At 64.3% G+C, this 26,954-nt stretch carries 22 protein-coding genes and 3 pseudogenes; 16 read left to right on the top strand and 9 right to left on the bottom strand.

Annotation, left to right across the window (positions count from 1 at the left end; translation table 11 throughout):
- Window positions 1-20: 20 nt before the first annotated feature.
- The 5 genes from NHF48_RS02640 to NHF48_RS02620 all read left to right on the top strand — a co-directional run bounded on the left by NHF48_RS02640 (window position 21) and on the right by NHF48_RS02620 (window position 4,747).
- Complete coding sequence (locus tag NHF48_RS02640) at window positions 21-515, top strand: nucleoside deaminase (protein WP_253070128.1); 495 nt, start codon at window positions 21-23, stop codon at window positions 513-515.
- An 881-nt stretch (window positions 516-1,396) separates the two neighbouring features.
- A complete protein-coding gene (locus NHF48_RS02635) occupies window positions 1,397-2,062 on the top strand; it encodes a DUF6445 family protein (RefSeq protein WP_235524596.1) in 666 nt (221 codons plus the stop codon).
- A 104-nt stretch (window positions 2,063-2,166) separates the two neighbouring features.
- Window positions 2,167-2,862 carry a hypothetical protein gene (locus tag NHF48_RS02630; RefSeq protein ID WP_253070127.1) on the top strand — a complete coding sequence of 232 codons (696 nt, stop codon included), beginning with the start codon at window positions 2,167-2,169 and terminating at the stop codon, window positions 2,860-2,862.
- Between the two features lie 240 nt (window positions 2,863-3,102).
- Window positions 3,103-3,915, top strand: a complete 813-nt coding sequence (locus NHF48_RS02625; RefSeq protein WP_263816653.1) for a hypothetical protein — start codon at window positions 3,103-3,105, stop codon at window positions 3,913-3,915.
- Window positions 3,916-3,931: 16 nt separating this feature from the next.
- Complete coding sequence (locus NHF48_RS02620) at window positions 3,932-4,747, top strand: glycoside hydrolase family 16 protein (protein WP_253070125.1); 816 nt, start codon at window positions 3,932-3,934, stop codon at window positions 4,745-4,747.
- Here the strand turns inward: NHF48_RS02620 and NHF48_RS02615 are convergent.
- The 4 genes and pseudogenes from NHF48_RS02615 to NHF48_RS02600 form a co-directional block, all read right to left on the bottom strand.
- On the bottom strand, window positions 4,744-4,938 hold the full coding sequence (locus NHF48_RS02615; RefSeq protein WP_253070124.1) for a hypothetical protein: 195 nt from the start codon (window positions 4,936-4,938) through the stop codon (window positions 4,744-4,746). The genes NHF48_RS02620 and NHF48_RS02615 overlap by 4 nt on opposite strands.
- Complete coding sequence (locus tag NHF48_RS02610; RefSeq protein WP_253070123.1) at window positions 4,907-5,665, bottom strand: MFS transporter; 759 nt, start codon at window positions 5,663-5,665, stop codon at window positions 4,907-4,909. Before NHF48_RS02610 ends, NHF48_RS02615 begins: the two co-directional genes overlap by 32 nt.
- Window positions 5,608-5,976 carry a hypothetical protein gene (locus NHF48_RS02605; protein ID WP_253070122.1) on the bottom strand — a complete coding sequence of 123 codons (369 nt, stop codon included), beginning with the start codon at window positions 5,974-5,976 and terminating at the stop codon, window positions 5,608-5,610. The genes NHF48_RS02610 and NHF48_RS02605 overlap by 58 nt, the downstream gene beginning before the upstream one ends.
- A gap of 334 nt (window positions 5,977-6,310) precedes the next feature.
- Window positions 6,311-8,529, bottom strand: a pseudogene (locus NHF48_RS02600) (beta-glucosidase).
- Window positions 8,530-8,772: 243 nt separating this feature from the next.
- On the opposite strand from NHF48_RS02600, the pseudogene NHF48_RS24540 reads away from it, so the two are divergent.
- From NHF48_RS24540 to NHF48_RS02570, 10 genes and pseudogenes are all read left to right on the top strand, one after another.
- Window positions 8,773-9,255: pseudogene (locus NHF48_RS24540) on the top strand (TonB-dependent receptor plug domain-containing protein); the annotation flags it as partial.
- A gap of 901 nt (window positions 9,256-10,156) precedes the next feature.
- Complete coding sequence (locus NHF48_RS24535) at window positions 10,157-11,071, top strand: TonB-dependent receptor domain-containing protein (RefSeq protein WP_342454715.1); 915 nt, start codon at window positions 10,157-10,159, stop codon at window positions 11,069-11,071.
- Complete coding sequence (locus NHF48_RS24530; protein WP_342454714.1) at window positions 10,953-11,822, top strand: TonB-dependent receptor domain-containing protein; 870 nt, start codon at window positions 10,953-10,955, stop codon at window positions 11,820-11,822. Before NHF48_RS24535 ends, NHF48_RS24530 begins: the two co-directional genes overlap by 119 nt.
- Before the next feature lie 314 nt (window positions 11,823-12,136).
- Window positions 12,137-13,498 (top strand): tryptophan halogenase family protein, encoded by a 1,362-nt coding sequence (locus NHF48_RS02590; RefSeq protein ID WP_342454549.1) that lies wholly within the window; start codon window positions 12,137-12,139, stop codon window positions 13,496-13,498.
- Window positions 13,495-13,725, top strand: coding sequence for a hypothetical protein (locus NHF48_RS24525; protein ID WP_342454548.1), 231 nt, complete (start codon window positions 13,495-13,497; stop codon window positions 13,723-13,725). The genes NHF48_RS02590 and NHF48_RS24525 overlap by 4 nt, the downstream gene beginning before the upstream one ends.
- Window positions 13,725-14,006: pseudogene (locus NHF48_RS24520) on the top strand (SapC family protein); the annotation flags it as partial. The gene NHF48_RS24525 and the pseudogene NHF48_RS24520, both read left to right, overlap by 1 nt.
- Window positions 14,007-14,091: 85 nt before the next feature.
- The gene (locus tag NHF48_RS24515; RefSeq protein ID WP_253070121.1) at window positions 14,092-14,436 is read left to right on the top strand and encodes a SapC family protein; all 345 of its coding nucleotides are present in this window, start codon (window positions 14,092-14,094) and stop codon (window positions 14,434-14,436) included.
- 224 nt (window positions 14,437-14,660) lie between these two features.
- Complete coding sequence (locus tag NHF48_RS02580) at window positions 14,661-15,461, top strand: cupin-like domain-containing protein (RefSeq protein ID WP_253070120.1); 801 nt, start codon at window positions 14,661-14,663, stop codon at window positions 15,459-15,461.
- Window positions 15,458-16,969 carry a tryptophan halogenase family protein gene (locus NHF48_RS02575; protein WP_253070119.1) on the top strand — a complete coding sequence of 504 codons (1,512 nt, stop codon included), beginning with the start codon at window positions 15,458-15,460 and terminating at the stop codon, window positions 16,967-16,969. Before NHF48_RS02580 ends, NHF48_RS02575 begins: the two co-directional genes overlap by 4 nt.
- 10 nt (window positions 16,970-16,979) lie before the next feature.
- The gene (locus NHF48_RS02570; RefSeq protein WP_253070118.1) at window positions 16,980-18,047 is read left to right on the top strand and encodes a LacI family DNA-binding transcriptional regulator; all 1,068 of its coding nucleotides are present in this window, start codon (window positions 16,980-16,982) and stop codon (window positions 18,045-18,047) included.
- A gap of 535 nt (window positions 18,048-18,582) precedes the next feature.
- Here the strand turns inward: NHF48_RS02570 and NHF48_RS02565 are convergent.
- The 5 genes from NHF48_RS02565 to NHF48_RS02545 all read right to left on the bottom strand — a co-directional run bounded on the left by NHF48_RS02565 (window position 18,583) and on the right by NHF48_RS02545 (window position 25,982).
- On the bottom strand, window positions 18,583-20,778 hold the full coding sequence (locus tag NHF48_RS02565; protein WP_263816651.1) for an AAA family ATPase: 2,196 nt from the start codon (window positions 20,776-20,778) through the stop codon (window positions 18,583-18,585).
- Between the two features lie 736 nt (window positions 20,779-21,514).
- Window positions 21,515-24,148 carry an AAA family ATPase gene (locus tag NHF48_RS02560; RefSeq protein WP_253070116.1) on the bottom strand — a complete coding sequence of 878 codons (2,634 nt, stop codon included), beginning with the start codon at window positions 24,146-24,148 and terminating at the stop codon, window positions 21,515-21,517.
- The gene (locus tag NHF48_RS02555; RefSeq protein ID WP_253070115.1) at window positions 24,145-25,260 is read right to left on the bottom strand and encodes a metallophosphoesterase family protein; all 1,116 of its coding nucleotides are present in this window, start codon (window positions 25,258-25,260) and stop codon (window positions 24,145-24,147) included. The genes NHF48_RS02560 and NHF48_RS02555 overlap by 4 nt, the downstream gene beginning before the upstream one ends.
- A 99-nt stretch (window positions 25,261-25,359) precedes the next feature.
- The gene (locus tag NHF48_RS02550; protein ID WP_056485555.1) at window positions 25,360-25,644 is read right to left on the bottom strand and encodes a helix-turn-helix domain-containing protein; all 285 of its coding nucleotides are present in this window, start codon (window positions 25,642-25,644) and stop codon (window positions 25,360-25,362) included.
- Complete coding sequence (locus NHF48_RS02545; protein ID WP_253070114.1) at window positions 25,641-25,982, bottom strand: type II toxin-antitoxin system RelE/ParE family toxin; 342 nt, start codon at window positions 25,980-25,982, stop codon at window positions 25,641-25,643. The genes NHF48_RS02550 and NHF48_RS02545 overlap by 4 nt, the downstream gene beginning before the upstream one ends.
- Before the next feature lie 358 nt (window positions 25,983-26,340).
- On the opposite strand from NHF48_RS02545, the gene NHF48_RS02540 reads away from it, so the two are divergent.
- A complete protein-coding gene (locus NHF48_RS02540; protein WP_253070113.1) occupies window positions 26,341-26,931 on the top strand; it encodes a hypothetical protein in 591 nt (196 codons plus the stop codon).
- Window positions 26,932-26,954: the final 23 nt, after the last annotated feature.

Raw genomic sequence — 26,954 nt, 5'->3', positions numbered from 1 at the left:
TGCAATCAGGTGGATACGCAATGCAGACCGATACCGACGAACACTGGATGCAAATGGCAATAGACGTCGCACGCTCCAAAGGGTCCGATCCCTCAACCTCCCCGCTTGGATGCGTCATCGTGCTAGACGGGAAGGTGATTGCCGCCGAACGCAACCAGACCAAGGAATTGCCTGACGCAACCGCTCATGCCGAGATGATGGCGATCCGTCGGGCTTGTGAGCAAACCGGAGAACTGGAGCTGCGCGGGGCGACATTATACTCGACACTCCAGCCCTGCGGCATGTGCACGATGGCATCGATCTGGTCGAAAGTCGGCCGCGTCGTTTACGGTGCTGGTCGCAACGATGTGCATCCGATGTATTTCGAGGCAAAGCACGTCGACACTCTCGGCTTCATCGGGGACGCCTATCGGGACGATATCGAGCTCGAGGGTGGCTGCCTGCGCGACGCGTGCGCTGAACTCTATTACGGTCCCGATGCTGACTTAAACAAAGAGGAACAGGCCAACCTATAAGCACACAGGATGTCATAGGCGCCGACTGTTTGCGGCTGTGAGCGCGAGAGTAACGCAAAGCCTCCTCGAAGCAGGCCCGGCGACCCACTTTTGGACATTCACGCCCTTTCCGCCGCCTCCCGAAACCGGTCGTCCATTCACATTGATTTTGCCTTCAATGAGCCGTCAGCTTCTCGCTGACCCGGACCGGGGGTGCCGAAACTCACAATTAATGAGTTGCTTCGCACCCCCTTAAACGGAGGTCTCTGAGGCTGAAACCCGAGCCTATCTAACGTACCCTGGCGCGAGGGCTTCGCTCGGGCAGATGCTCGATCTTGCACGAGCCTACCTCGCCGCCGCTTACGAACCGATGAATTACGATAGGCGGTTCGAAATAGCTGATATCGCCCGGCGCTTTTGTGCGCTCGAAAAGGAGCAAGCTTCCCGAAATGGGAGACCGGCAGACGGCAAATATACAAGAATTGCATGAATATTAAAATCGGTACCGTACGGCAAATTGACGCCGCACCACATTATTATCTCAGTCGTCAGGTGTGGTGAATCATAGATGCGATAAAGTTCGGCTGTTTTTTAATCAATGAAGTAAGCAAGTTCCTTCGCGAGCCGGCGCGCGAGCGGTTGAATCTGCGACGCTAGGTCGTAACGATGCTCGCGCCACGGGCAACTAAGCGTTGTATATCGCCCTCTCGGAAGCCATCTTTGGTTGGTTTCACGCTGATGAGCGCTGCGGTAATGGCACGCATATGACGAACTCTCCGCTCGAGCCGAACTACGAAGCGATCCTACATGCCGATTTGGGACCGTCTTAGGTTGGCCACGGATCAACGACGCCCTTGCGTTGTGCTGCGTCAAACACCGATAACGGACGATGAGCCATGACCATGCGTAGTATCACCAGACGGCATATCGGTGGCGAAGCCGAACCACTCATCGTCATCGATGGCTTTGTCAGCGATCCCGATGGGTTGCGCTTAGCGGCTGCTGAGGCCGCGTTCGTCCCCGCGGGGCAGCACTATCCCGGCATCCGCGCGGCCCTTCCCGATACGTATCTGCGCGATCAACTTCCCGTGGTCGCACGCGCCCTGGGGCGGGAGTTCGGACCATGCCGCCGCATCCGCGTCGTCGATGCGCAATTCTCGATGGTCACGACCACGCCCGAAGCGCTCGATATTCGGCAACGCCTGCCCCATGTCGACGCGTACGGGCGCGACCGGATCGCGCTGATCCATTACCTCTCGCCGACGATCCGAGAAGGTACGGCGTTTTTCCGACATCGCAAGACCGGGTTCGAGACGATCGACGAGACGCGCGCGCCCGCATTTTTCGAGCACCTCGGCCACGAAGTCGCAGCGACGCCGCCCGACGGGTATATCGCCAGCGATACGGCGCTGTTCGAACGCACGGCGCTGGTCGATGCGGCCTATAATCGCGCTTTGCTGTATCGAAGCTACGTCCTGCACAGCGGCGCGATCGCACGCGATGCGCCACTATCCGCCGATCCAGCGGTTGGGCGACTGACGATCACCGCATTCCTCGCGATCGAATGAGGGCGGTTGAGCCACGGGTTCACTTGGCCTAACCCGGTCGCGCTACCGGACTGCGCCCGCACCACGCTGCGACGGTTCCGGAGCATATACTGGGGAGGCCAGCCTTGAACCACACGCGCCGGGCGTTTCTCGAAGGACTTGGCGGAACGGGTCTCGTCGCTGCGTTCCCAACCGCTGCCGCATCCGCAAGCCCAGCCTCGCCGGATTTCGGCCCCAACGTTTTTATCGTCGACCCCGCCATGCCAGCAGACGTCGTACAGACCCGCGTAGACGCCATCTTCCGCAAACAGGAACGCGCGCATTTCACGGACGCGCGTCATGCGATTCTCTTCAAGCCGGGGCGCTATTCGATCGACGTGAACGTCGGGTTCTTCACGCAAGTCGCAGGGCTTGGCCCTTTGCCCGGCGACGTCGCGATCGACGGGCACGTCCATGCCGAAGCGGACTGGGCAAAGGGCATGGCGCTCGTCAATTTCTGGCGCGGCGTAGAGAACCTTTCGGTGCGCCCCACCGATGGCGCGGATCGCTGGGCGGTGTCGCAGGCCGCACCTTATCGCCGCGTGCATCTAAACGGCGACCTGGCGCTGGACGATGGCGGCTGGTCGAGCGGCGGGTTCATGGCGGACTGCCAAATCGACGGAACCGTGCGCTCGGGTACGCAACAGCAATGGTTCACCCGCAACAGCCATATCGGCGGGTGGCGGGGATCGAACTGGAACATGATGTTCGCGGGCGTCGAGGGCGCCCCGCCGACGAGTTTCCCGAGCCGCCTTATACCAGCCTGCAGACGGTGGCCTTGATAAGGGAGAAGCCTTTCCTGCACATCACGCGCTTAGGGGAATGGGCGGTCTTCGTCCCTGCCGTGCGACGCGACACGCGCGGGACGAGCTGGGCCGGCGGCGCACCCGCGGGCACGTCCATTCCGCTGTCCCGGTTCCTGATCGCCCAACCCGATACGCCCGTGTCGGCGATCAACGCGGCATTGGCCAAGGGAAAGCATCTTCTGCTCACCCCCCGGTATCTACCGCATCCGCGAGCCGTTGCGAATCGAACATGCCGGAACGGTGCTGCTGGGTCTGGGACTGGCGACCCTGCTCGTCGAACAGGGTTCCGCGGCGATCGTCGTCGCGGACGTGCCGGGTGTCGCGATCGCCGGCCTGCTGATCGACGCCGGGCCGGTCGAAACGCCGGTACTTATCCAGGTCGGTCCCCGCGGTGCCAAGCACGACCACAGCCGCAACCCGACCCTGCTCGCCGACCTTTTCTTCCGGGTCGGCGGCGCGACTGTGGGCAAGGCGCAGACCTGCCTGGAGATCAACAGCCACCACGTGATCGGTGATCATCTCTGGATCTGGCGCGCCGACCACGGCAACCGCGATGGCGGACGCGTGCATGTCGGCTGGACCGAAAGCACCGCCGACCAGGGGCTCATCGTCAACGGTGACGACGTGACCATTCACGGCCTCTTTGTCGAGCATTTCCAGAAATACCAGGTGACGTGGAACGGCGAACGCGGCCGGACCAATTTCTACCAGTGCGAACTGCCCTATGACCCGCCGAACCAGGCCGCTTATAAGGCGGGAAAGACGCGAGGCTGGGCCGCATACAAGGTCGCGGACACAGTCACGTCGCACGAGGCGACCGGCCTCGGCATCTACGCCAACTTTACCGCCGACCCCTCGATCGTGCTGGACAGCGCGATCGAGGCACCGCGGCGACCGGGCGTTCGCTTTGCCAGCATAACGACCATCTCGCTCGGCACCGGCCAGGGTACGATCGCGCATCTGGTCAACGATGCAGGCGCCGCCGCGCGACCGGGCGCGGTTCGCCAGACGCTGACACGCTATCCATGACGAAAAGGGCCATCCGATGATCCTGCTGCTACTCGCCGCGCAAGCCGCTACCCTGGGCGCGACCAATTACAGCGCCAGCGCGCCGATGGTCGCGCCCAAGGGAAAACCGAGCTTTGCCGACGAGTTCGACGGCAAGGCGGTCGACAAAACCAAATGGCGCTTCGACGTGTCGCGCAACACCGAAGGCTGGTATAATAACGAACGGCAATATTACGCAAAGGACCGCGTCGAAAACACCCGCATCGAAGACGGCGCGCTGGTAATCGAGGCCCGGCGCGAGACGTTGGACAGATCGAAGTTCGCCGATTGGGGCGGCCAGGCGTACACCTCCGCCAAGCTCGTCTCTCGCGAGCCCCGCGGCTACGGTTTTTACGAAGTCCGTGCGAAGCTGCCGTGCGGTCGCGGCAGCTGGCCGGCCATCTGGCTGCTGCCGTCAGGCGGCAAATGGCCCGACGAAGGCGAGATCGACGTAATGGAAATGGTCGGCTGGGATGCCGGCACCGTCCACGCGACTCTGCACACCGCCGCCTTCAATCACGTCAAGGGTACGCAGCGTGGCGCCCAGACACAGGTCGCAACGGCGTGCACCACATATCACCGCTATCAGCTCGACTGGCGGGCGGATGCAATCACCATCGGCGTCGATGGCCGCGCGGTCATGCGGGTCGCCAACAATCAGCCTGGCGGCAAGGCGGCTTGGCCGTTCACGCGTCCGTACGAACTGATCCTCAACCTCGCGGTCGGCGGCGACTGGGGTGGCCAGAAGGGAATCGACGACGCCGCCTTCCCGCAGCGCATGGCGGTCGATTACGTCCGCTACTGGCGCCGCTAGTGTCGGCCGCGCGCGGCGAGGATGATCCCGCCGCCGCACAGCGTCAGCGCCGCGAGCACGAGCATCACCGAATCGAAATCGGTCGGCGTCGCGAGCGCCCAGGTCAGCGTCGGCCCGAGCAGCCCCGGCAGCGTGTTGGTCAGGTTTAGCAGTCCCAGGTCACGTCCGCGGTGCAGTGGGTTCGGCAGCAACTGCATGGCGAACGACGCGTGCAGCGCGAGGAACACCGACGCCCCCCGCGGTATAGACGCAGAATGCGACCGCGCCGCTTGTAAAGTCATTGGCGAAGGCCATGCCACACAGTCCGGACGCAGCAACGATGGTGGTGGCGAACAGGAACGGCTTGGTCCGCCCGGAACGATCAGCCAGCCGTCCGACCAGGACCGCGATCGGCAGCGGCACGGTGTACCCGACGATCATCACCATCCCCATCCGCGCCGCGATACTGCCCGGCGCCACCGACGGGGCGATGCTTTCGAGATAGTAGAAGAGATAGACGAACAGCGCACTGCCAGCGACTTGCACGAACAGCCGTGCGCTCCACGCGAGCGCCAGATCCCGGCGCAGCACCGCCTCGATCGGCGATCTCGGATCGATCCGCGCGATCGGTTGCGCCGGTGTCAGCAACAGCGGAACGATGCAGCAGGCGACCACGACCGGCAAGATCGCAAGCCGCAGCGTCTCGTTCAGCGACGCGGTCGCCACCAGCAGCGCCGCCAAGGCAGACGCCACCGGACTCGCCATCGCCAGCAGGCCGCCGGCCAAGCCTTTCTGTGCATCCGGCACTTCGTCGGCCATGATCGCGAGCAGCGGCGCGAGCACCGCGTTGACCGCCACCTGGAACGCGACGACCGCGAGGATCAGCGCGATCGGCGTACTCGCGACAGCCATCGCGGCGTAGGCGATCGCGGTCGCCACGAAGCCCCCAGCCAGCCAGCCCCGGCGCCCCCGCCCCGCGCGACCGATCGATCGCTCAGCCACCCGAACGCGATGTTCGACACGCTCGCCGCCAGAGCCCCCGTAACGACGATCACGGTAAGAACGTCGAGCCGCCCCGCACCCCCGATCGCGGTAACGACCGCGTCGACCTTGATCGGCAGCAACATTGTCAGCAGCGGGAGATAGCCGACGACCCCACCGACATAGGCGAGCGCGAAGACGAGCAGGAAACCGGTGGAGCGGCGGACGGGGGTGGGCAAGACGTCACGGGAAACGGGTAGACGCGCCATTCGTCCACCTATGCCGGTCCGAGCCGGACAGGCAACCGCGCTCATACCCGCTAATTACCGAGTCAGGATAATTTAGCGCGTTCCTTGTTCGTCCGCGAAGGCGGGAGCTCAGGCTAAATCCCCGCCTTCGCGAGGAAACATGCGTATCGAGGGCAAGCGTACGGTGACGGTTGCCAGTCTCTGCAATCCCCCCCGCCAGGGGAGAGGTGGCGCTGAAAGTGACGGAGGGCGAGGACACGGAACGATAGTTCATCGCGTACCGCCCCCTCCGTCTGGCAAGCGCCAGCCACCTCCCCCTGGCGGGGGAGGATTTCGGACCCGGACAGAGAAAAGACTACGGCTTCATCGTCGCCGCATCGAGCGTGGTCGTAACAACCAACGCCCGGTCCTGCGCATCATGCGCGAGCGCCACCCGGTAAGCACCCCCCGCAATCCGCCAGCCGGGCAGCGTCGTGTCGTAATCGGCGACAATGCGCGGTTCGGCGGTCAGCGTGACTCGCCGCGTCTCCCCGGCTTCAGCGTCACACGCGCAAAGCCCGCGAGCCGCATCGGCGTGGCCGAACCGTCGCGCGCGACGTACATCTGCGGGACGTCCGCCCCTGCCCGCTTGCCGGTGTTGGTGACCTCGAACGTGACGTTCAGCGATCGCCCGCCCGTCACTACCGGGTTGCGATAGGCGAAACTGGTGTAGCTCAGCCCGTGCCCGAACGCGAAGAGCGGACGCTGCGCCTGCTTCTCGTACCAGCGATAGCCGACGTTCGCGCCTTCGACATAATCGACCGGAAAGCTCTCGAGCTGGAAGGTCGATGCGTTCGCGGGGTTTGCCGCGGCCTGCGCCTCGACCGACGTCAGCCGGTCCAGCCCGACCGGTGCAACGCGCGGCGCCTGCGATGCCGCGGCGGGGAAGGTGATCGGCAGCCGGCCCGACGGAGAGACCTTGCCCGTCAGGATGTCGGCGATCGCCTCGCCGCCACGCTGGCCCGGATACCAGGCCTGGAGCACCGCCGGGACGGATCCGATCCACGGCATCAGGACGGGCCCGCCGGTTTCGAGCACCGCGACCGTTCTCGGCTGGGCCTTGACGACCGCGGCGATCAGCGCATCCTGGTTATCGGGAAGCGACAAATTCGGTACGTCCTGCGCCTCGGTCGTCCACTGTGTCGCGAACACGATCGCGATGTCCGCCGTTCGCGCCGCAGCAGCCGCTGCCCCGACGTCCTTTCCGTCGACGAACGTCACGGTTGCACCCGGCAGCGCGGCCTGGAGCGCTTTCAGCGGCGACGACGCGTGATAGGTGTAGCGCGCGAACGACATCGCCGCGCCCGAGGTCAGCGGAATCTCGATCGGTGCGCCACCGACCGAGCGGACCTGGCTCGATCCGCCGCCCGACAGTACGCCGACATCTGCCCGCCCACCGATCACCACGATGCGCCTGGCTGTCCGCGCCACCGGCAACAGGTCGCCGTCATTCTTGAGCAGCACGATGCCCGCCTCCGCAGCGCGCTGCGCGACCTCGGCATGCGCGGCATAGGGCGGCACCTGCGCGGTAGCCGGGACCGGATTGTCGTACGCGCCGGTCTCGATAAGCCCAGTCAGATAGCGCGCGATCATGTCGTCGAGCCGTGCGACCGGCACCGCGCCAGACTGGACCGCAGCCTTCAGCGGGGCAGCGAAATACATCGCCTTGTCGAGCTCCTGCCCCGATTGCTGGTCGAGCCCCGCATTCGCCGCCTTGGCGGTCGAATGCACCGCGCCCCAATCGCTCATCACCCAACCGCGATAGCCCCAGTCGCGCTTCAGCACGTCGGTCATCAGGTGTCGGTTCTCGCACGCCCAGTCGCCGTTGATCCTGTTATAGGCGCACATCACCGATCCCGGCAGCCCCTTTTCGATCGCGATCTGGAAGGCGAGCAGGTCGCTCATCCGCAGGCTCGCCTCGTCGAGCCGCGCGTCGACCACCATCCGCCCGGTCTCCTGCGCGTTGAGCGCAAGATGCTTCACGGTCGACACGATGTGGTTCGACTGCACCCCGGCGATATGCGCGCCAGCCATCTCCCCCGCCAGCAACGGGTCCTCGCCCAGATACTCGAAATTACGCCCGTTCCACGGGTCACGCGTCAGGTTCACGCCTCCCGCCAGCAGCACATTGAACCGCTTGGCGCGCGCCTCCGCGCCGATCATCGTGCCGCCCGCACGCGCGATCGCGACGTCGAAACTCGCCGCGGTCGCGAGGCTCGACGGTAGCGCGGTAGCGACGTCGCCCTTGCGTTGTTCGACCTGGTTCGCGACGCCGAGCGACGCATCGCTCTCTCGCACCAACGGGATGCCAAGCCGCGGAATGCCGTCGATATGCCCGGCCGACGGGATCAGTTCACTGGCGGTCTTGCCGGCGGCCATCGGTGGGAACAGCCCGTGCGCCAGCGCGATCTTCTCGTCGAGCGTCATCCGCGCGACGATAGCCAGGGCCCGCGCGCGCGCATCGGCACTGGCGACGATCGTAGTGCCGAGCTTGCCCGCATCCCGAGCATCGACAGCCCCTGCGAGTGCAAGCAGCGACGCCCCCCAGCAGCATCCCGCGAAACCTGTTCGACATTCTTGCGTCCTTTCCCGATGCGGCGACCGCTCTCGAAGGCGGTCGTCCGGCGGCGTGTTGCGCCAGAGCCACTATCAACAGCATATTTTGAGAACGTTCACAACGGTAGCGCTACCGCGCTTGACACTATGTCATGCAGCGGGAAAGTGAACGTTCACGGGAAAAGGCGCAGGTCATAGCGTCGTCTACAGGGGAGGATTACCATGCGTAGCTTCGCAGCTCGCTCGCTTTCGCGTTTCATCATCGGCACGTCCGCGTTGGCTCTGGTCGGCACGCCCGGTATCGCCATGGCGCAGGACGCGGCCGCAACCGTCGGCAATCCAGGGCCGTCGGACATCGCGCCACAGGCCGCCCCGACCGACCCCAACGCGACCACCGACGATATCGTCGTGACCGGCATCCGCGCATCGTTGCGTGAAGCGATCGACATCAAGCGCAACGGCCAGGGCGTGGTCGACGCGATCTCGTCCGAGGACATCGGCAAGTTCCCCGACACAAACCTCGCGGAGTCGCTCCAGCGCATCACCGGCGTGTCGATCGACCGCTCGAACGGCGAAGGCTCGACCGTCACCGTCCGCGGCTTCGGTCCCGAGTACAACCTCGTCACGCTGAACGGCCGCCAGATGCCGACCTCGACGCTCGGCGACGGCGCCAGCGCGCCCGCCTCGCGCTCGTTCGACTTCGCCAACCTCGCCTCCGAAGGCGTGGCCGCGGTCGAGGTCTACAAGACCGGTCGCGCCGCCATACCGTCGGGCGGCATCGGTTCGAGCATCAACATCCGCACCCCGCGCCCGCTCGACAAGCCGGGCACGCGCGGCAGCATCGCCGCAAAGGGCGTGCTCGACAGCTCGCGCAACGGCAAGGACCAGATCACGCCCGAAGTCTCGGGTATCCTGTCCACCACGTTCGCCGACGACCGCATCGGCGTGCTGTTCAGCGGCGCGTACCAGCGTCGCAAGGCGAGCAACAACTCGGCGAGCGTCGGCTTCCGCGATGGGTTCCTCGGTGCGGAGAACAACTGGGGCACGCTGGCGCAGCCCGGCACGCCCGGCGCCGCGAACATCACCAATCGCCCCGGTCCGACGGACGTTTACGAGATCCCGCAGAGCGCCGCCTACGACGTCATCGACATCGATCGCGAGCGCATCAACGGCCAGCTCGTGTTGCAGGCAAAGCCGACCGACACGCTGACCGCGACGCTCGACTTCACCTATTCGAGCAACAAGGTCGAGGTGCGCGACAGCAGCGTAGGGATCTGGTTCAACTTCGGCGACACGCGCAGCGCCTGGACCAATGGCCCCGCAGCAGGGCCGGTCTTCTATTCGGAGAATTTCGCGCCCGGCAAGGATCTGTCGTACAGCAGCTCGCTTACCGCAAACAAATCCGAGAACAAGTCGATCGGCGGCAACCTGACCTGGGAAGCGCCGGGCAACGTCACGATGTCGCTCGACGCGCATCACTCGACCGCGGTCTCAAAGCCGACCAACGATTACGGCAGCAGCACGTCGATTGGCGGCGCGATCTTTGGCGTCCAGTCGCAGACTGTGAACTTCGAGAACGACCTGCCGATCATCTCGTACCAGATGTATCCGGGGGATCGACCCGCTCAACGCTGCGCTGATCACGCCGACCGGCAACGCGTTCCGCAACGCGTATTTCAAGGACGAGATCAACCAGCTCCAGCTGAAGGGTCATTACGACCACGACGGCGAGTTTCTCGACAGCATCGACTGGGGCTTCTCGTACGTCGACAACAAGGTCCGCTCGGCCTACGGCTTCATCCAGAACGAGACCTGGGGCGGCATCGATCCGCGCGGCGCCTCGTTCGGTGCGGCCGCGGTGCCCGACGATTTCTTCAACCTCACCAGCATCCCCGACAAGTTCAAGGGCGTCTCGGGGTCCGGCAATCCGGCGATCCCGCAGTCGATCTACACCTTCAATTTCGAGCAGATGGCCGAATTGCTGCGCGCGCAGTACAACATCTGCAGTGCGCCGCAGACCGGCGTCGCCGCGCCCGGCACCTGCCTTGCCAACTACACCAACGATCGCCGGATTCGCGAGCAGACGATCTCGCCGTATATCCAGTTCAACGGCAAGTTCGACGTGTTCGGTCGCCCGGCGCACATCATCGGCGGAGTCCGCTATGACGAGACGCAGGTGAACTCGTCCGCACTGGTGCCGATTCCGAACGGCACGCGCTGGACCGGCGCCAATGAATTCGCCCTCACATACGGCGCCAATTCGTTCACCTCGCTCAAGGGCAACTATCACAACTGGCTCCCCGCGGTCGATTTCGACATCGAACCGGTGCGCAACGTCAAGCTGCGCGCCTCGTACAGCCACACCATCACGCGCGCGGACTACGGCAGCCTGCAGGGGTGGCCTGAACATCGATTCCAACCCGCGTATCGGCGGCGGCACGGGCAGCCAGGGCAACCCGAACCTTCTCCCCTTCAAATCGAAGAACATCGATCTGTCGGCGGAATGGTATTACGGGCCTGAGAGCTATGTCTCGGTCGGATACTTCACCAAGGACGTGAAGAACTTCATCGGCACGACTCAGCTCAACACACCCGCGTTCAACCTCCGCAACCCAGGCTCGGGCCCGCGCTATCGCCAAGCGGTGGCGGCGCTGGGAACGACAGACAATCTGCGCGTGCGCGATTACATCCTGCGCAACTTCCCCGCCTCGTCGCAGGTTACGGGGACGAGCGATGCCGGCCTGTTGAACGGCAACATCTTCGGCCTACCCGAGGACGATCTGTTCAACTTCCAGCTGAGCCAGCCGTTCAACAGCGACCAGACCGCGAACATCAACGGCTGGGAATTCGCGATCCAGCACCGGCTGTGGGAAACCGGCTTCGGCGTCATCCTGAACTACACGATCGTCAACGGCGACGCGAAATACGACAACACGCTCGATCCCAACATCGGCCAGTTCGCGCTGACCGGGCTGAGCGACAGCGCCAACGCGGTCGGCTATTACGACAAGAACGGCATCCAGGCGCGCGTCGCGTATAACTGGCGCGGGCAATTTTATGCCGGGGGTGCGTTCGACCCGACCTATGTCGAGGCGTATGGCCAGGTCGATGCGAGCGCGAGTGTCCAGATGACCAAGGGGCTCGCGGTGTTCGCCGAAGCGATCAACCTCACCGGCCAGGGCCGCCGCGGGCATCGTCGCTCGGACAATTTCGTGACGTTCGCGCAACCGGGGTATGCACGCTACTCGGCAGGCCTCCGCTTCAACTTCTAAGGCGAACGATCCTCCCCCGCAAAGGGGAGGTGGCTGGCACTTGCCAGACGGAAGGGGAGGTAAGGGTAACAGCGGTTCCGTGTCCTCCCCCTCCGTCGCCTACGGCGCCACCTCACCCTGGCGGGGGAAGAGCGTGAGGTATGGACGGTCTCGAACTGCTCCGTCATCCTGACGTAAGTCAGGACCCAGAGCCAATGACGACCGTCTTCAGGTACCCTGGGTCCTGACTTTCGTCAGAATGACGGCCAAGGATGGCGCAACCGCCGCGGACGGAACGAGTTGGCACGCGCAGATAGGGAAACAGGAAACGGACGATGGCCACGAATACCGGCCCCGGAATCACGAGCGACCACCCGATCACGCACATCGTGATCGTCGGCGGCGGCACGGCCGGCTGGCTTACCGCCTGCCTGATCGCCGCGCGTGCCGATCGCGACACCGCGCGCCCGCTCTCCGTTACCCTCGTCGAGTCCCCCGATGTCGCGACGATCGGCGTCGGTGAAGGCACATGGCCGACGATGCGTCGCACGCTCGAACGTATCGGCATCACCGAAACCGACTTCCTTCTCGCCTGCGATGCCGCGTTCAAGCAGGGCTCCCGGTTCGACGGCTGGCGCACGGGCGCGGCCGACGACAGCTATCTTCACCCCTTTACCGCCCCCGTCGACGGCGACCCGCGCGATCTCGTCTCGGCCTGGTCGGAGCATGGCGGGCGGTTCGCGGACATGGTCGGCGCGCAGGGCGCGATCTGCCATCACGACCTCGCACCACGCCAGCGGGCGATGCCCGATTATGCCGGCACGCTGAACTATGCCTACCATCTCGACGCCGGCAAGCTCGCGGCGCTGCTGACGCGTCACGCGACCGAGCGGCTCGGCGTCCGTCACGTCCGCGACCACGTCGTCGGCATCGACGGCACCGAGCACGGCGATATCGTCGCGGTCCGCACGCGCGCATCGGGCGCCATCGCCGGCGACCTTTTCGTGGACTGCACCGGCCACGCCGCACTGCTGATCGGCGACCATTACGGTGTCGCAACGATCGACCGCGACCGCGAACTGTTCAACGACCGCGCGCTCGCCGTGCAGATGCCCGTCGCGGCCGGCAGCCCGATCGCCTCTCAGACCAACGCCACCGCGCATGCCGCCGGCTGGATCTGGGACATCGGCCTGCCCACCCGGCGCGGCATCGGCTGCGTCTATTCCTCCGGGCATCTGAGCGACGATGCCGCGGCGGACACGCTTACGCGGCATATCCGCGCCACCGCGCCGGACGCGCCGGACGCGCCGCTGCCGACCTTCCGCCAGCTCAAGTTCCAGTCCCGCCACCGCGCGAAATTCTGGGAGCGCAACTGCCTCGCGGTCGGGCTCTCCGCCGGGTTCCTGGAGCCGCTCGAAGCCTCGGCGATCGTTTTGATCGAACTGTCGCTCGATGCGCTGCTCGATAATTTCCCCAGTCACCGCGGCGCGATGGACATCCAAGCGACCCGCTTCAACACGCTGTTCCGCTATCGCTGGGACCGGATCGTCGAGTTCCTCAAGCTACATTACGTGCTCAGCGAACGCGACGAACCCTATTGGCGCGATCACCGCGACGCCGCCTCTATCCCCCGCGCCTCGTCGAACTGCTGGCGCTGTGGCGGCACCAGCCACCGTCGCGCGCCGATTTCCCGATGATCGACGAGATCTTCCCCGCCGCGAGCTATCAGTATGTCTTGTACGGCATGGGCTTTCCGCCGCCGACCCGCGGACCGATCGCGACGGCGGACCGGGCGCGCACGGAAACCTTGCTCGCACAGATCGATCAGCGCAGGCGTATGCTGGCTGCCGGCCTGCCGAGCAATCGTGCGTATCTCGACGCCCTGCGGCATACGACTGCTCCTGCGATGGAATTATCAGCCTGATGTCCGACCACGTCATCCTCACCGCCGACGACCACCGCGACCTGCGCATCCGCACCGAGCGCACGCCCGAGCTCGGCGACGCGGTGATGACCTGCATCACCGTCCCCAGCGAGTTTCGCCGCGTCCAAACGCACTATCCGATCCTGTTCCAGCTCGACCAGACGCGCGACAGCTTTACCGCGCTCGCAATGTTCGGGTTCGAGCCCGGCGAGAACCTGTTCCTGACCGACGCCGGATGGGACGCGCGCTATCGCCCGCTCGCGATCGACAGCCAGCCGTTCCTGGTGGGGCGCGGCGCGGGCGACGTCCGCCAGGTCCACCTCGACATGGCCAGCCCCCCGTATCGGCGCCCGCGAAGGCACGCGCGTGTTCGACGATACCGGGCGGCCGACGCCGTATCTCGAACGGATCGCCGATCAGCTCCGCGCACTCGACACCGACTATGTCGCGTCCGCAGACTTCTTCGCCACGTTGCGCCGCTACGAATTGCTCGAACCGCTGACGATGGACGTCACGCTCGACGATGGCTCGAAGAACCGGCTGGTCGGCTATCACGTCATCGACGAGGATCGACTGGTCGCGCTCGACGATGCCGCGGTCGCCGACCTGCACGCCGCGGGGTACCTGATGCCGATCTTCATGGCGCTCGCGTCGCTCGGCAATATCGGCGACCTGATCGCGCGAAAGAACCGGCGGATGACGCGTGGCTGACGCCGATCCCGGTATCTTTGCGACCATGCCGCGCATCCGCGAGATCGAGATCCGCGATCCCGCAGACTTGGACGTGCATCTGCGCGCAGCGACCACGCCGTTCATTGGCCGTGGGTTGATCGCGGATTGGCCTATGGTGCGCGCGGGACTGCAATCGTCGCGAGCGGCACGCGACTATATCCAGGGGCCACGCCCGCGACCTGCCCTTCGCGGTCTCCGTCGCGATGCCCGACAGCGGCGGGCGACTGTTCTACGACGCCGCGCACGCGATGAACTTCCAGATGCTGCGCGCGAAACTGCCCGAGATCTTCGCACGGATCGACGCCAACGAAGGCGTGGCCAACGCGCATGCCATCTATCTCGCGTCGATCGACATGCACCAATTCTTCGTCGGGCTGCACGAGGCGAACCATGTCGCGCTGGGCGTCCGCACGCCGCTCGCCAGTATCTGGATGGGCACCCGGACGCGGATCGCCGCGCATAACGACGTGCCCGACAATCTCGCCTGCGTCGCGGTCGGGCGACGCCGCTTCACGGTCTTCCCGCGCGACCAGTTCCGCAATCTCTACCTCGGCCCGGTCGACAACACGCCGGCCGGGCGCGCGGTCAGCATGGTCGATTTCCACGATCCGGACTTCGCCGCACACCCCCGTTTCCGACAGGCGCTGGAGCACGGCCAGGTCGCGGAACTGGAGGCTGGCGACGCGCTCTACATTCCCGCGATGTGGTGGCATCATGTCGAGGGGCTGTCCGACTTCAACGTGCTGGTGAATTACTGGTGGCGCGAGACGCCGCGGTGGCTCGGCCAGCCGCAGGATGCGCTCAACCACGCGATGCTGGCGATCCGCGACCTGCCCGCGGACGAGAAGGCGCATTGGCGCGAGATGTTCGACCAGTATGTCTTCGCCAACGGTCCCGACGTCACGGACCATATTCCCGAGGCGGCGCGCGGCGTGCTCGCGCCGCTCACCGCCGACACCGCGGGTCGCCTCCGCGCCTTCCTCCTGAGAGCGCTCAGCCGATGACCGAACACCCTATACGCCGCGTCGTAATCGCCGGGGGCGGCACCGCCGGCTGGATGGCCGCCGCCGCGATCGCGCGCACGATGGGCAGCACGATCGAGCTGACGCTGGTCGAATCCGATGCGATCGGCACGGTCGGCGTCGGCGAATCGACGATCCCGCCGATGATCACCTTCAACCGCCTGCTCGGGATCAACGAAGCCGAGTTCATGCGCGAGACGCAGGCGACGTTCAAACTCGGCATCCTGTTCGACGACTGGAAGGATCGTGGCGAGCGCTATTTCCACTCGTTCGGGATCACCGGCAAGGATCACTGGTCCGCGGGCTTCCAGCATTTCTGGCTGCACGGCCTGACCAAGGGTCACGCGCAGCCCTACGACGATTACTGTCTCGAGCTGCGTGCTGCGTTGCAGGGCAAATTCGCGCATCTGCCCGACGACCGGATGAACTATGCGTACCAGCTAGATTCGACGCGCTACGCCAAGTTCCTCCGGAAGATGGCGGAGGCCGACGGCACGCGCCGCCTCGAAGGCAGGATCGCGCAGGTCGAGCTGAACGGTGAGAGCGGTGACATCGCCGCGCTGGTGCTCGAGTCCGGCGCGCGGATCGAGGGCGACCTGTTCCTCGACTGCACGGGGTTTCGCGCGTTGCTGATCGAGGGCGGGCTGCACGCCGGGTTCGATGACTGGACGCATTACCTCCCGTGTGATTCCGCGATCGCGATTCAGACCGAGAGCGTGCGGCCTGCCTTGCCCTATACGCGGGCAATGGCGCATGATGCGGGCTGGCAGTGGCGCATCCCGCTCCAGCATCGCACCGGCAACGGCATCGTCTATTGCAGCCGCTATCTCGACCGCGACGCAGCGCTCGACCGGCTGCTCGCCAATATCGAGGGCAAGACGCTGACGGAGCCGAACGTGATCCGTTTCGTGACCGGCGCGCGGCGGCAGCAATGGCATCGCAACTGCATCGCGATTGGGCTGTCGGGCGGGTTCATGGAGCCGCTGGAATCAACCAGCATTCACCTGATCCAGCGTGCCGTACTGCGGTTGCTGCGGCTGTTCCCGTCGGGCCCAGTCAGCCCCCGCGACGTCGCCGAGTTCAACGACCAGCAGCATACCGACATGCTGCAGATCCGCGATTTCCTGATCCTGCACTACAAGGCGACGAACCGCCGCGACAGCGCGTTCTGGCGGCAATGCGCGGCGATGCCGATCCCCGCCTCGCTCGAACACAAGATCGAGCTATTCCGCGAAACCGGCCGCGTGTTCCGCAAGAACGAGGAGCTGTTCGCGGAGAACAGCTGGGTGCAGGTGATGCTCGGCCAGGGCATCGTCCCGCGGAGCTATCACCCGATCGCGACCAAGCTGCGCGACGACGAACTGGCGCGGCTGCTCGGCGGCCTGCGCGACGGCACCAACGCGACCGTCGCGGGGTTGCCCGAGCATGCCGAGTACGTCGCGCGCTACTGCGGCGCCGCACCCGCCCCCTCACCCGTCCTCGCAGCCTGAGTTCAGACGCATGGCACGGCGGCGTCAGGCGGTAACGATCAAGCATGTCGCGGCTGATGCTGGTGTCTCGCTGCAGACTGTCAGCCGCGTGGTGAACAAGGAAACGGGTGTCCGGCCCGAGATGATGCAACGCGTCCAGGCATCGATCGACAAGCTCGGCTATGTCCCGTCGATCGCCGCGCAACGCATGGGCGGATCACGCTCGTACCTGATCCTCGCGCTCAACGACCGCGAGCGAACCATCGCCGACTGGCGCGCGCGGCAAGGGACCGACTGGTTCGACCAGATGATGCTCGGCGGGATGCTGACCTGCGCCGAACACGGCTATCGCCTGATCGTTGAGCTCGTCGACACGCATAGCGACCATATCGAGCGCGAGTTGCTGGCCGCGATCGCCGCACTGCAACCCGATGGCGTGATCCTGACGCCCCCGCATTCGGGCAATCCGCTGATCATCAACCTGCTCGAGGCACACGGCATCAGCTTCGCACGGATCGGCTCGCTGACCGACGGGCCTGGCATCCGACTGATCATGGACGACACGCGAGCGGCACGGATCGCGACCGAGCATCTGCTCGACCTCGGCCACCGGCGGATCGGCTTTATCGCCGGGCCGGCGGAATATGAGCTGAGCGCGTGGCGGGTCGACGGCTGGCGTGCGGCGATGCAGGCGGCTGGCCTGGCGACGGACGATCTGCTGGCGATCGGCGACTTCAGCCACGCCTCTGGTCGCGCCGCGGCATCGGAACTCCTGACGCTGAACGAGCCGCCGACCGCGATCATCGCGAGCAACGATCAGATGACGCTAGCGACGCTCGAACTCGCGCGCGAGCGTACCCTCGCCGTGCCAGGGGACCTATCTCTGATCAGCTTCGACGATACCCCGATCATCCGCTTGGCGCATCCGTCGCTGACCGCCATCGTCCAGCCGATCGCCGAAGTCACCGCGCTGGCCGTCAACCTCATCATCGCCGCTCACGTCAACGGCCCAACGACCGCCACCCCGGTTACGGTACCCGCGAGGATGACCGTTCGCGAGTCCACCGCATCGATTTTTGGCGGAAAAGGAAACACCTGATCAAATACATAGCTCAATAGGTCGTCGTGACCAGCGGATCCGAAGAACGCGCTGGGTCTGGAGCCGGATTCAATCATTAAATCCGCTCCGCCGTATGAACGAACGTCCGCTCAGGCCACGGTTCGCTCGAAAGCGGCCATTCTGCTTTCCACCAAGCGTTAGCGTTGCTGGCGAGGCGCTAGGCCCCATTCCCAGTCATTCAGGGCCTACTTGTGCGGCCCAAAACAGACATTCGTTCACGGAAGTGATTTGGGCGCCGCAAACTCCTGCAATCGATTCAGCGGGTCTCGTTCGCCGATTAACGGATGCGCAAAGCGTCCTCTACGCTGAGTTCGGATCGAGCGACAGCTTGGAAAATTCATCGCCAGCCTCACGCGTAGGCAGTAGGCGCGCACTTACGAGCTTGCGCGCAAATTTGCCAAGTTCGGGCGCGTCGCCACAAATCACTCCGCGATTGTCTGTATTCAGAATTTCAGACCAGAGTGGCAAAACCCGCCATCCTGATGACTATAACTCCAGCGGACAAATGCCTCACCTATAGCAGCGTCGCGCCTACAGGATTCTCGAGAGCGGAACGCGTTGCAGACGTCGCCTTCCGCCGCTTGCCGAGCTCGATTCTGAAATTGTCGAGCACCGTAAGGTCGGCCTCCATCTCGTCCGGGGACGGCTGCGGGATGTCGCGGCCGGCTGACATGTCGTGGCCTGAACGTTCCGAGGCCCGCTTCATCGCGAAGAAGATAGTCCGGTAGTCTTCGTCAGTGACGGTCACCTCCTTCAGCCTACCGGTCATCACGTCCGGCACGAACCTTACAACCGTCTTCGCGAAGACCACCTCCTCGACCGCCCGTTCCCAAGATTCGCGCAGATCAGAGTAGAAGTCCTTCGCCTGCCGGCGGTATTCGTCCGTGTCAAAGTCGGTCACGGATTTGAGCTCCTTCGCGCGTAACCTCAGCGTCTCGATCCGCGCGCCAAGGTCGGCAACCCAGGGCTCGCGGTTCTCCCGGATCACGCCGAAGCCCTCGGATTGGGTCTTAGCGACGACTGACTTAACCAGCGGTGCGCCGTCTCCTGCTCTGGCGGCCTCCGATACCACCTCGTTAAAGAACACCAGGTTGTGCGTGAAGATGATCACCTGCCGTCCCTTCTTCGCTTCGGTCACGAGACGGTGCGCGACTTTGCGAATACGCAGATGGTCAAGCGAAGAGACGGGATCATCTACAAGAATTCCGTAGCGCGCGTCGTCGCCTCCGATCTCGGCTAAGAAGCACGCGAGCGCCAGCGCCCGCTGCTCGCCTTCTGACAGCACCTGGTTGTTCTTCACCGCGCCGGCGCCGTGCAGGCCAACTGAGAAGAGGCTCTTCCCACCGGAGCTGGAGTCGCTAACCTTGAACGGGAGGTGGGTCAGGTCGAGCGCGGCGATCTCCTCTGCAATTCTTCGTTCGAGCTCCTCGGTCACTAGCTGCTTGCGTAGGGCGGTGATCTGCGTCGAGATCGACCGCGTGGCTACCCGCGCCTGACAAACCGTCAGCAACTTCTGCTCAGAGACGTCACGCAGTCGCTGGAGCACCGTCTCGAGGTCATTCCCGAGCTTGGCCCGATCTTGGAGTTCGGCCAGCCGTGTCCGCATGGCGTCAAGCGCCTCGGTGTGCGAAGCGTTCCGCTGGAGCGACGCAGCCTCGTCCTCGAGGCGTGTGAGTTCCGCCGCGACTGTATCTACGAGGCCAGTAACTTCCGGCGTTGGTGCCGGCGTCGCCGTCTCGTTCAGAAGTGCGGCGCGCCTTGCCTCAAATCCGGCCAGCGCCTTGAGGAGGTCGACCACGGCCGCGGCCCTGGTCGCGTCGAGCTGTCCGTATCCAGACAGGGTCTCTTCGACGACGGTTGCCTCAGGCACCTTGACCTGCTCGACCTGCGCCAAGAGCTTCTTCAGGGTATCGCGCGCGCCGTCGGCGCGCTTCGTAGCTTCGCCGCTCACGAAGTCATTGAACCGGGCGAGCCGCGCAGCGCCCGGCGGGGTTAGCGGCTCGAGACACAGGAGGCACAGGTCGCCGGTCGTCTCGGGCAGGCGCTCTGGCGGTATCTCCACGCCAGCCGCAGCGAACTCGCGGGCTGCCTCAAACAGGATGCGCCAAGACTCGCCGCCGACATTCGCTACAGGTTCGTCCCCAAAACTGACAGTCGCCGCGATCCTCTCTGCCTCCACCGCTTGGCCCAGCTCGCGCCGGGCCGACGCGAGCCTCTCGCCCATCGTCTCCGAGAGTCCGTCTTGTAGGGTCGCCAGCACCTGGCCTACGCGCGTTAGCACAGTGACGGCGCGGCGACGCGTCGCCGCCAGGGCCACCGGATCTGCGGCGAGCTCGGCTTCGAGGCGGGCAAGCTCGGCGAGGTCCGGCTGGCTCAACTCGGACAGTCTGCGGATCTCGTCCTCGGTGGGCAGCGAGGGGGCCCTGGAGTCCAGCTTGGCGAGGGTCAATGCGACTACGCTACCCGGGGTGTATCCGGCCGGCAGCCCGACGCGCAGCCGCGGCGTGAGCACCTTCTCGTCCGCCGAAAATTTCGCGGCCATCCGCTGGCACAGCTCGCCGTGGTGTTCGAGGATTGCGAGTTCGCGGGGCAGATAGGCGATCCTGTTTCCGCTATCGACGTAGAGCCGGGCGTTATGACTGTCGAACACAGAGATCTGGCGGAGTTGTGATGGAGGCGGTGTCGCGGGATCCCACTCGATCTCGGTCACCGCATCGTCGCCGACCTGGTAGCGCACATGCACCCGCATAGGTCCGCCGCCGGCGTTGAAGACATTCCCCCCTCAGCTGATCCGACGTCAGGCTCCGGCACAGCCGCTTGGCTATGCGGGTGTAGCCGCTTTTCCCGCTCCCGTTTTCCCCATACACTAGAGTGATGCCCACACCGGCCATGCGCAACTTCTGACCACCGGCTAGGCGGTCTATGTTCTGCACGGGACCTAGCTGCGCAAGCACCGTCCGCCGCGTCTCGCCCGAGGGGCCACCGAGGTGCGAGGCGTCGATTGCAGTCATGGGGTGGGGTGAAGAGCTGGCACCGGCCGCGGCACGCACGTTGTCGAGGATGCAGTCGGCATCCGTCTGCGCAACAGAATGATCTGCCGCCGCAGCGATCCGACGAAGGCTGTCATTCACCCAGTCAGGCTGCTCCGCAGCCCAACTCATCAGATCCTTGGCCATTTCCCCTCCCCTGTACGGCCAGAATGATTGCGTCCCGTGGCCGAAGCAAGTGGGGTTTCAACTAAATCGATCCGATGGACTGGCGCCTCGAGCAAAGGAATTTGAGCAAACCATCGAGTGTGCCGGGTCGTGCTCAAAAGCAGTAGTTGCCATCTACCATTAGTGCTCGAAAATGTAACGGTGCCCCGTCTGAACAGACGTCCGCTTAGCACGATCGCTGCCGGAAAGCGGACGCTTCAATCTCTACCAACAGGCTTCCAGTCGTCGTTTTCACCGAGCTCCGATTAGATTTACCCTGTTTCCAAGATGTCGGAACGCGCGGTCACGGCAGGTCAGCAGAATCACCTGCATTCGCGACGCCGCGTCGGTCAGGATCTCGGTCATCAGATCGAGGCGGGCATCGTCCGAATAGACGAGCGGGTCGTCGAGGATCAGCGACACCGGCACGCCCTGCTCGAGCAGCATGTCGGCGAAAGCCAACCGAGTGAGCACCGCAAGCTGCTCCTGGGTGCCACGGGAAAGATCGCCGCAATTCTCACCGAGCCCGCCACGCACGATCGATGTCAGGCCCAGATCATCCCCGAAGCTCGGATCGCAACCAGGCAGTAGCCGTTCGATGTGCCGACGCGCGCGCCGCGCAACCGGCCCCACGAACGTCCGTGAGGTCTCTGCTCGCGCCCCTTCCAGCGTGTCGCGAAGTAGCTTCAGCGTTTCCGCCTCCTGCGTGACGCGCGCCAAGTTGGCGGCCGCAGCATCCGCTTCTTCTCGCGCAGCAGCAGCGCGGTCCGCCAGTCCTTTGCCGCCTTCCGCCTCAATCCGCGCCTCGAGCCCGGCGACCACCTTCTCAAGATCGACCCGCTGCGTCCGGGCGACCTCGACACGTTTGTCCAACACCCCGATCTGGCGTTCGATCGCCGCTACATCATGCGCTGTCGCAGCACGTTCGGCGTCCTGCAGACTAACCAGCGCTGCCGCTTCCCGCTGACGTGCATCCAGCAGAGCCTCATCTAGACCGTTTACCTCAGGCTTGCCTTCCAGAGCAGCCAGCTGCGCTCCGGCGTTGGCAGTATCACGCTCTGCGCTAGCCGCCTGAACCATCAGCGGCGCATTGCGCGCCTCCAGCTCGCGCAGCTGCGCAGACGCCGCCTCATCGACACCCTCCGCCCTTGCGAGCGCTGAATCCGCTTCCGCCGCGATCACGCTCAGCGCGTCGACGTCAGGTCCTTCCTCACTGCCCTCCCGTTCAGTGACTTCCGGCAATCCTGCCATGAAGGTCTTCAGGGCCGAAGCACCGGCGTCGAGACCGAGCAACGCCACGGCCGGCGTAATTCCAGATATCCGCGCTTCAAGCGTCCGCACGTTGGCAACAGCATCACGTGCGACCTCATTACGTGACCGCGCGTCGGCGACACTCGTCACCCCGTGGTCGGCCAACGCGGCGCCCAGATCATCGCGGGCGTTGGCGAGAGCCGTCTCGGCGCTTTGCAGCCCCGCTGGCGGTCGGATGATCAGCTCGGCGCCGCCAAGCTGGATGCGCGTCTCACGCGATAGCGTACGGTCACCGGGCTCAGCCGACATTCCGTCGATCCGAACACCGCTGACATCACCCGCGAACTCGATCCGGGTCGCGCCCGCCTCGACTGCCGCGCGCGCCTTGTCGACGGCACGTTCGCGATCCTCCAGCGTCTTGATGACGCTGGCGGGGATCACGGTCGCACCAAGTTCGCGCGCTGCCTGCAGTTCGGCTTCGAGGGGCAGCAGTTCGGCGTGCCGCTGGCGTACCCGAGCGATCTCAACGTGACGTGCTCGTGCAGCAACCAACTTCGTGGCACCGTCGAGCTCCGCGTGCGCCTTGCGCCGGTTGTCGCGGGCGGTAGCCTGCCGATCACGCGCCGTACCCGCTCGCTCACGCGTGCTGATCAATTCCTCTTCCAGGCCGGATCGTTTCTCACGTGCCTTGCTTAGCGCCGCAGCCGTGTCACTGACGGCCTTACGAGCATCGGCGAGGCGCGCGGTGAGATCCGCCAGCCCCTTGACCTGATCAGCAAGGCGGCCTTGCTCGGCCAGTCGGGTATCGCGCAACTGCGCCGCGGACCGCGCCACGTCGATCTGACCAACCAGAGCCTTTCGCCGATCTGCGTCCGTTGTATCAGCAAGATCGCGGTCCAACACCTTCAACCTTGCCCGAGCTGCCTCGAGATCGGAGAACCCTTGTTCAAGGGTGGCAAGCCGGGTGGCCGCCTCGGTCGCAGCGCTCTCGGCAGCGTCATGCTCGATACGTGCTGTCGTCTGGCGACCGCTAGGCCGGCCGGTGGTGGTCCAATAGTCTGCGAACTGGCTGTCGATCCGGGGCCGGACACGCTGGTAGGCTGCGCCGCCCATGATCGTGCCAACCTCAGCCTCTAGCGTCGCACGCACGCTGTCGCGGACTATGTCACCCGGAGCCGTGACTTCGAGCGCCTGGGCCTGCCCTACCCAAAGCAGCCCCAGCGCGCCGTGTGCGGCCGCGTCGCCGGCTTGGCTCGTGTCACGCCGCGCGCCGAGCAATGCCTGCAGCTGGGCTTCGGCATCTTCGCCTTGTGCCCGGCCGTTCGGGCCACGCACCTCGACCGACGCACCTTTCAGGAAGCGCTTGCTGACCTGCCACTCCTCGCCTCTCGCCTCGAAACCGATCTCGATCTGCGGGGCGACCGACTCGCCGTGCGGCGTATAGCTCCGCGCCAGGCGGTTGGCTGTGTTGTGCCGAATAAAGAAGGCCGCGCGCATGGCTTCCAGCAGTGTCGACTTGCCGGTCTCGTTGGGCTCGATGATGACGTTCAAGCCGTCGGTGAGCCCATCGAGAACGAATGGATCACGGAACTTGCGGAAGTTGGACAGCGCGATGCGCCGGATCTTGAGGCTCATGCTGCGTCCTGTCCGCGCTGATATTCTACAAACAGGCGTTCGAGCGCCCGCTTGGCCGTGACGGCGTCGGCACCCCCCGCCTCGATCATGCCCATCAGTTTTGCCGCGGCCGTTCCTATCATCCCTTCGACCTGCAGATCTGCCAGATCCTCCTCGCTCGGCCGACCGACCAGATCGTCTGCCGCAACCGCCAGATGGCGCAGACGATGGCGCAGGTCATTGTCGAGCCTGCCAAGGATCGCGATCCGGTCGGAGAGGCTGACGATCCCGGCCAGCGACAGCTGCAGGAGCGTCGCCGACGGTTCGATCGGGCCGAGCAGCCGATCGCACTCGGCTACGAAGCCATCCGCGTCAGCAATCGTCCAATCCCGCATCAACCATTGGAATCTGCCCGTGCGGATCGGTGACACGACCGGCTCGACGCCTGGCTCAAGCGCCACGAGCAAGGCGTATCCCGGTTCGTCGCGCTGAAACCGATCCGTTTCCGGTGTGCCGGAATACCAGGTTCGTGCATCTACCCGTAGCGCACCATGCCAGTCACCGAGCGCCAGATAGTCCAGGCTGGAGCGCTGGGCGCGATCGGGAGCGATCTGGTTTTGCGCTTCGCCGCGTGACGAGAAGTCACGGATCGAGCCATGGGCCAGGCCAATGCGCAGTTTCGCGCCCGGCGTCTCCATCGCGTCGAACAAGGCTGTTGGATCATCGAGGTTGTGCCGGTGAGTCAGTGGTGCCGGCAGAAGCCAGTGTCCAGGGTCCAGCTCGCACGGCTCGGGCTCGGTGATGATGCGGATGTTCGCCGCCCCTTTGGCGCGGACACGGTCCCACAGACCGCTGTTACGAGCGAAGTCGTGATTGCCAGGGAGCAGCCACCACGTGCAGGCATATCGCTGCATCCGCGACACTGCCTGCACAATGACGCGATCTTCTGGCCCCTCGGTATCGAAGACGTCGCCGGCGACCAGGACATGCGCCGCGCTATGCTCGACCGCTGCCTTGCCGATCGCATCGATCGCGTCGAAGCGCGCTTCGCTAAGGGCTGCGCGGACATCGCTGTCGAAGCGACCGTACGGCTTACCGAGCTGCCAGTCTGCGGTGTGGATTAAGCGTAGCATAGGGCTCTCTTGATAACTTCTGGCCCACGTGTCGAACGCTGCCGCCACTTTGCCGTTCTGCTGGCAAACATCATCGTCATTGCGTTCTTGTTCAGGACGCTACGCGCGCTGAACGAGTTGCTCGATGGTGTCTGGTTCGGCTTTGATCAGCGACAACAGGACTCGCGCCGGCGCATCTGGCTGGCTGCGGCTTTGCTCCCAGTCCCGCACTGTACCCAGTGGGAGATGGTAGGCGCGGGCAAACTGATCCTGTGTCTTGCCCGTACGTTTGCGGATCGCAGCCACGTCGATGGGCGCTGCTACTCTTGCGTGACCCGTTTCCCCGTTGGCATGGGCAATAGCATCACTGAGGCCGGCTGCGATCTTGTCGAAGGCACTCTTCATTTTTTCCTCCTAAGGCTGTCGGTCAGCGTCTTGGTGAAAGCGGCAAGGGCATTTCGCTCACCCTTGGTGAGGTTGGCCTTTTCGTTTTTTCCGAAGACGGTCAGCAGGAACGTCGGCACATCGATGCCTGCATAATAGGTGATGACCCGGTATCCACCGGATTTGCCACCACCCGGCCGCGCCACCCGTAACTTACGGGCCCCGCCACACCCCGGCATGATCTCACCGGCTTCCGGATTGGCAGCGACCAGGTCCACCACCATCTGCTGCTCCTCGGCACTCATGCCAACGTCCTTCGCCGCCGCAAGGTAGGCATTGGTTTCGATGACCGACTGCATGCCAGAGCATGTACGGGTTACCCGTAGTTAGTCAAGCGCATACCGTCTGACTGGGGAGCGCCAGAAAGCGGCTGGTTGATCCCCTACCCCACAGCCTGAACGAACGTCCGCTTACGCCGATCGCTCCCCGAAAACGGCCGGGCCGCTTTCCTTCCCAACCCGGACATTCCTAAAACTCGATCCCTCGCGAGAAAGCCGGCCCGGGCAAAAACGCCCATCTCCAGACGTTCATGCCGGCGATCCGCGCTCCCGATATAAGCCATTCGATCATTTGGATCGGCAAATGGAGTAAACCCTCGTCCATCAGCAAGGTCCTCAAGAGAAGGTTTCGGCAACCACTATTAGGTAGGGGTCGCTCATGAGCGCCGAAAACCGCACCGTGCCACTGAGGGCAAGCAGGCTGAAAATCCTGCCGCAAGCAATTGTTCTTGCAGCATTTTTGCTTCCATTTCTGCTCCTAGCTATTATTTCCGGTTACGCCCTGGCCGGTAAACATCACGTAGAACTCGCCGATCTTGCTATGTTTGCGATCATGGTAGCCTTACCGCTTATCTTCACGTGGCTTTTAGTGCGCACGCTTCGTCGGTTAGCTAATCCTGATTTGCTCAGCGTGACTATAGACGGGGTAGAACTGACCGTGAATGGCACGAGGCTTTACCATTCTTGGTCCGCCTTGGGAAAACCCGTATTGCAGATTTTAAATAGTAAAAGTGCGGCGCGCTCGATAGTCTTACCTCTACACAGTGGCGGCAAGCTAGTCATATTGGCCGAGGACTATGAGTGTGATCCCGGTGACATACTGGTAATCTTAGAACAAGCCAAGGCCGGGTTTTTAACAGAATCGGTCAGAAAGTCCTCGAACGCACTATATGCGTTTTTGGCAATCCCGGCTTCGTGCATCACGCTTAGCGCTTCCATTATCGGCGTGATGTGGATCGCTTTGAGATAACCAATCAATCCGGACGTTATCCA

It is taken from the genome of Sphingomonas sp. H160509 (assembly GCF_024124765.2).
GTDB lineage: Bacteria > Pseudomonadota > Alphaproteobacteria > Sphingomonadales > Sphingomonadaceae > Sphingomonas.
The sequence above is the reverse complement of the archived record's forward strand: the minus strand, read 5'-3'. Positions and strand labels throughout refer to the sequence as shown.

Bases quoted from the DNA above. Each gene is read 5' to 3' on its own strand.
- NHF48_RS02605 (WP_253070122.1), bottom strand. From the start codon at position 5,976: ATGGCGCGTCTACCCGTTTCCCGTGACGTCTTGCCCACCCCCGTCCGC.
- NHF48_RS02635 (WP_235524596.1), top strand. From the start codon at position 1,397: ATGCGTAGTATCACCAGACGGCATATCGGTGGCGAAGCCGAACCACTC.
- NHF48_RS02555 (WP_253070115.1), bottom strand. From the start codon at position 25,260: ATGCTACGCTTAATCCACACCGCAGACTGGCAGCTCGGTAAGCCGTAC.
- NHF48_RS02540 (WP_253070113.1), top strand. From the start codon at position 26,341: ATGAGCGCCGAAAACCGCACCGTGCCACTGAGGGCAAGCAGGCTGAAA.
- NHF48_RS02590 (WP_342454549.1), top strand. From the start codon at position 12,137: ATGGCCACGAATACCGGCCCCGGAATCACGAGCGACCACCCGATCACG.
- NHF48_RS02640 (WP_253070128.1), top strand. From the start codon at position 21: ATGCAGACCGATACCGACGAACACTGGATGCAAATGGCAATAGACGTC.
- NHF48_RS02620 (WP_253070125.1), top strand. From the start codon at position 3,932: ATGATCCTGCTGCTACTCGCCGCGCAAGCCGCTACCCTGGGCGCGACC.
- NHF48_RS02550 (WP_056485555.1), bottom strand. From the start codon at position 25,644: ATGAAGAGTGCCTTCGACAAGATCGCAGCCGGCCTCAGTGATGCTATT.
- NHF48_RS02580 (WP_253070120.1), top strand. From the start codon at position 14,661: ATGCCCGACAGCGGCGGGCGACTGTTCTACGACGCCGCGCACGCGATG.
- NHF48_RS02575 (WP_253070119.1), top strand. From the start codon at position 15,458: ATGACCGAACACCCTATACGCCGCGTCGTAATCGCCGGGGGCGGCACC.
- NHF48_RS02545 (WP_253070114.1), bottom strand. From the start codon at position 25,982: ATGCAGTCGGTCATCGAAACCAATGCCTACCTTGCGGCGGCGAAGGAC.
- NHF48_RS02560 (WP_253070116.1), bottom strand. From the start codon at position 24,148: ATGAGCCTCAAGATCCGGCGCATCGCGCTGTCCAACTTCCGCAAGTTC.
- NHF48_RS24525 (WP_342454548.1), top strand. From the start codon at position 13,495: ATGATCGACGAGATCTTCCCCGCCGCGAGCTATCAGTATGTCTTGTAC.
- NHF48_RS02570 (WP_253070118.1), top strand. From the start codon at position 16,980: ATGGCACGGCGGCGTCAGGCGGTAACGATCAAGCATGTCGCGGCTGAT.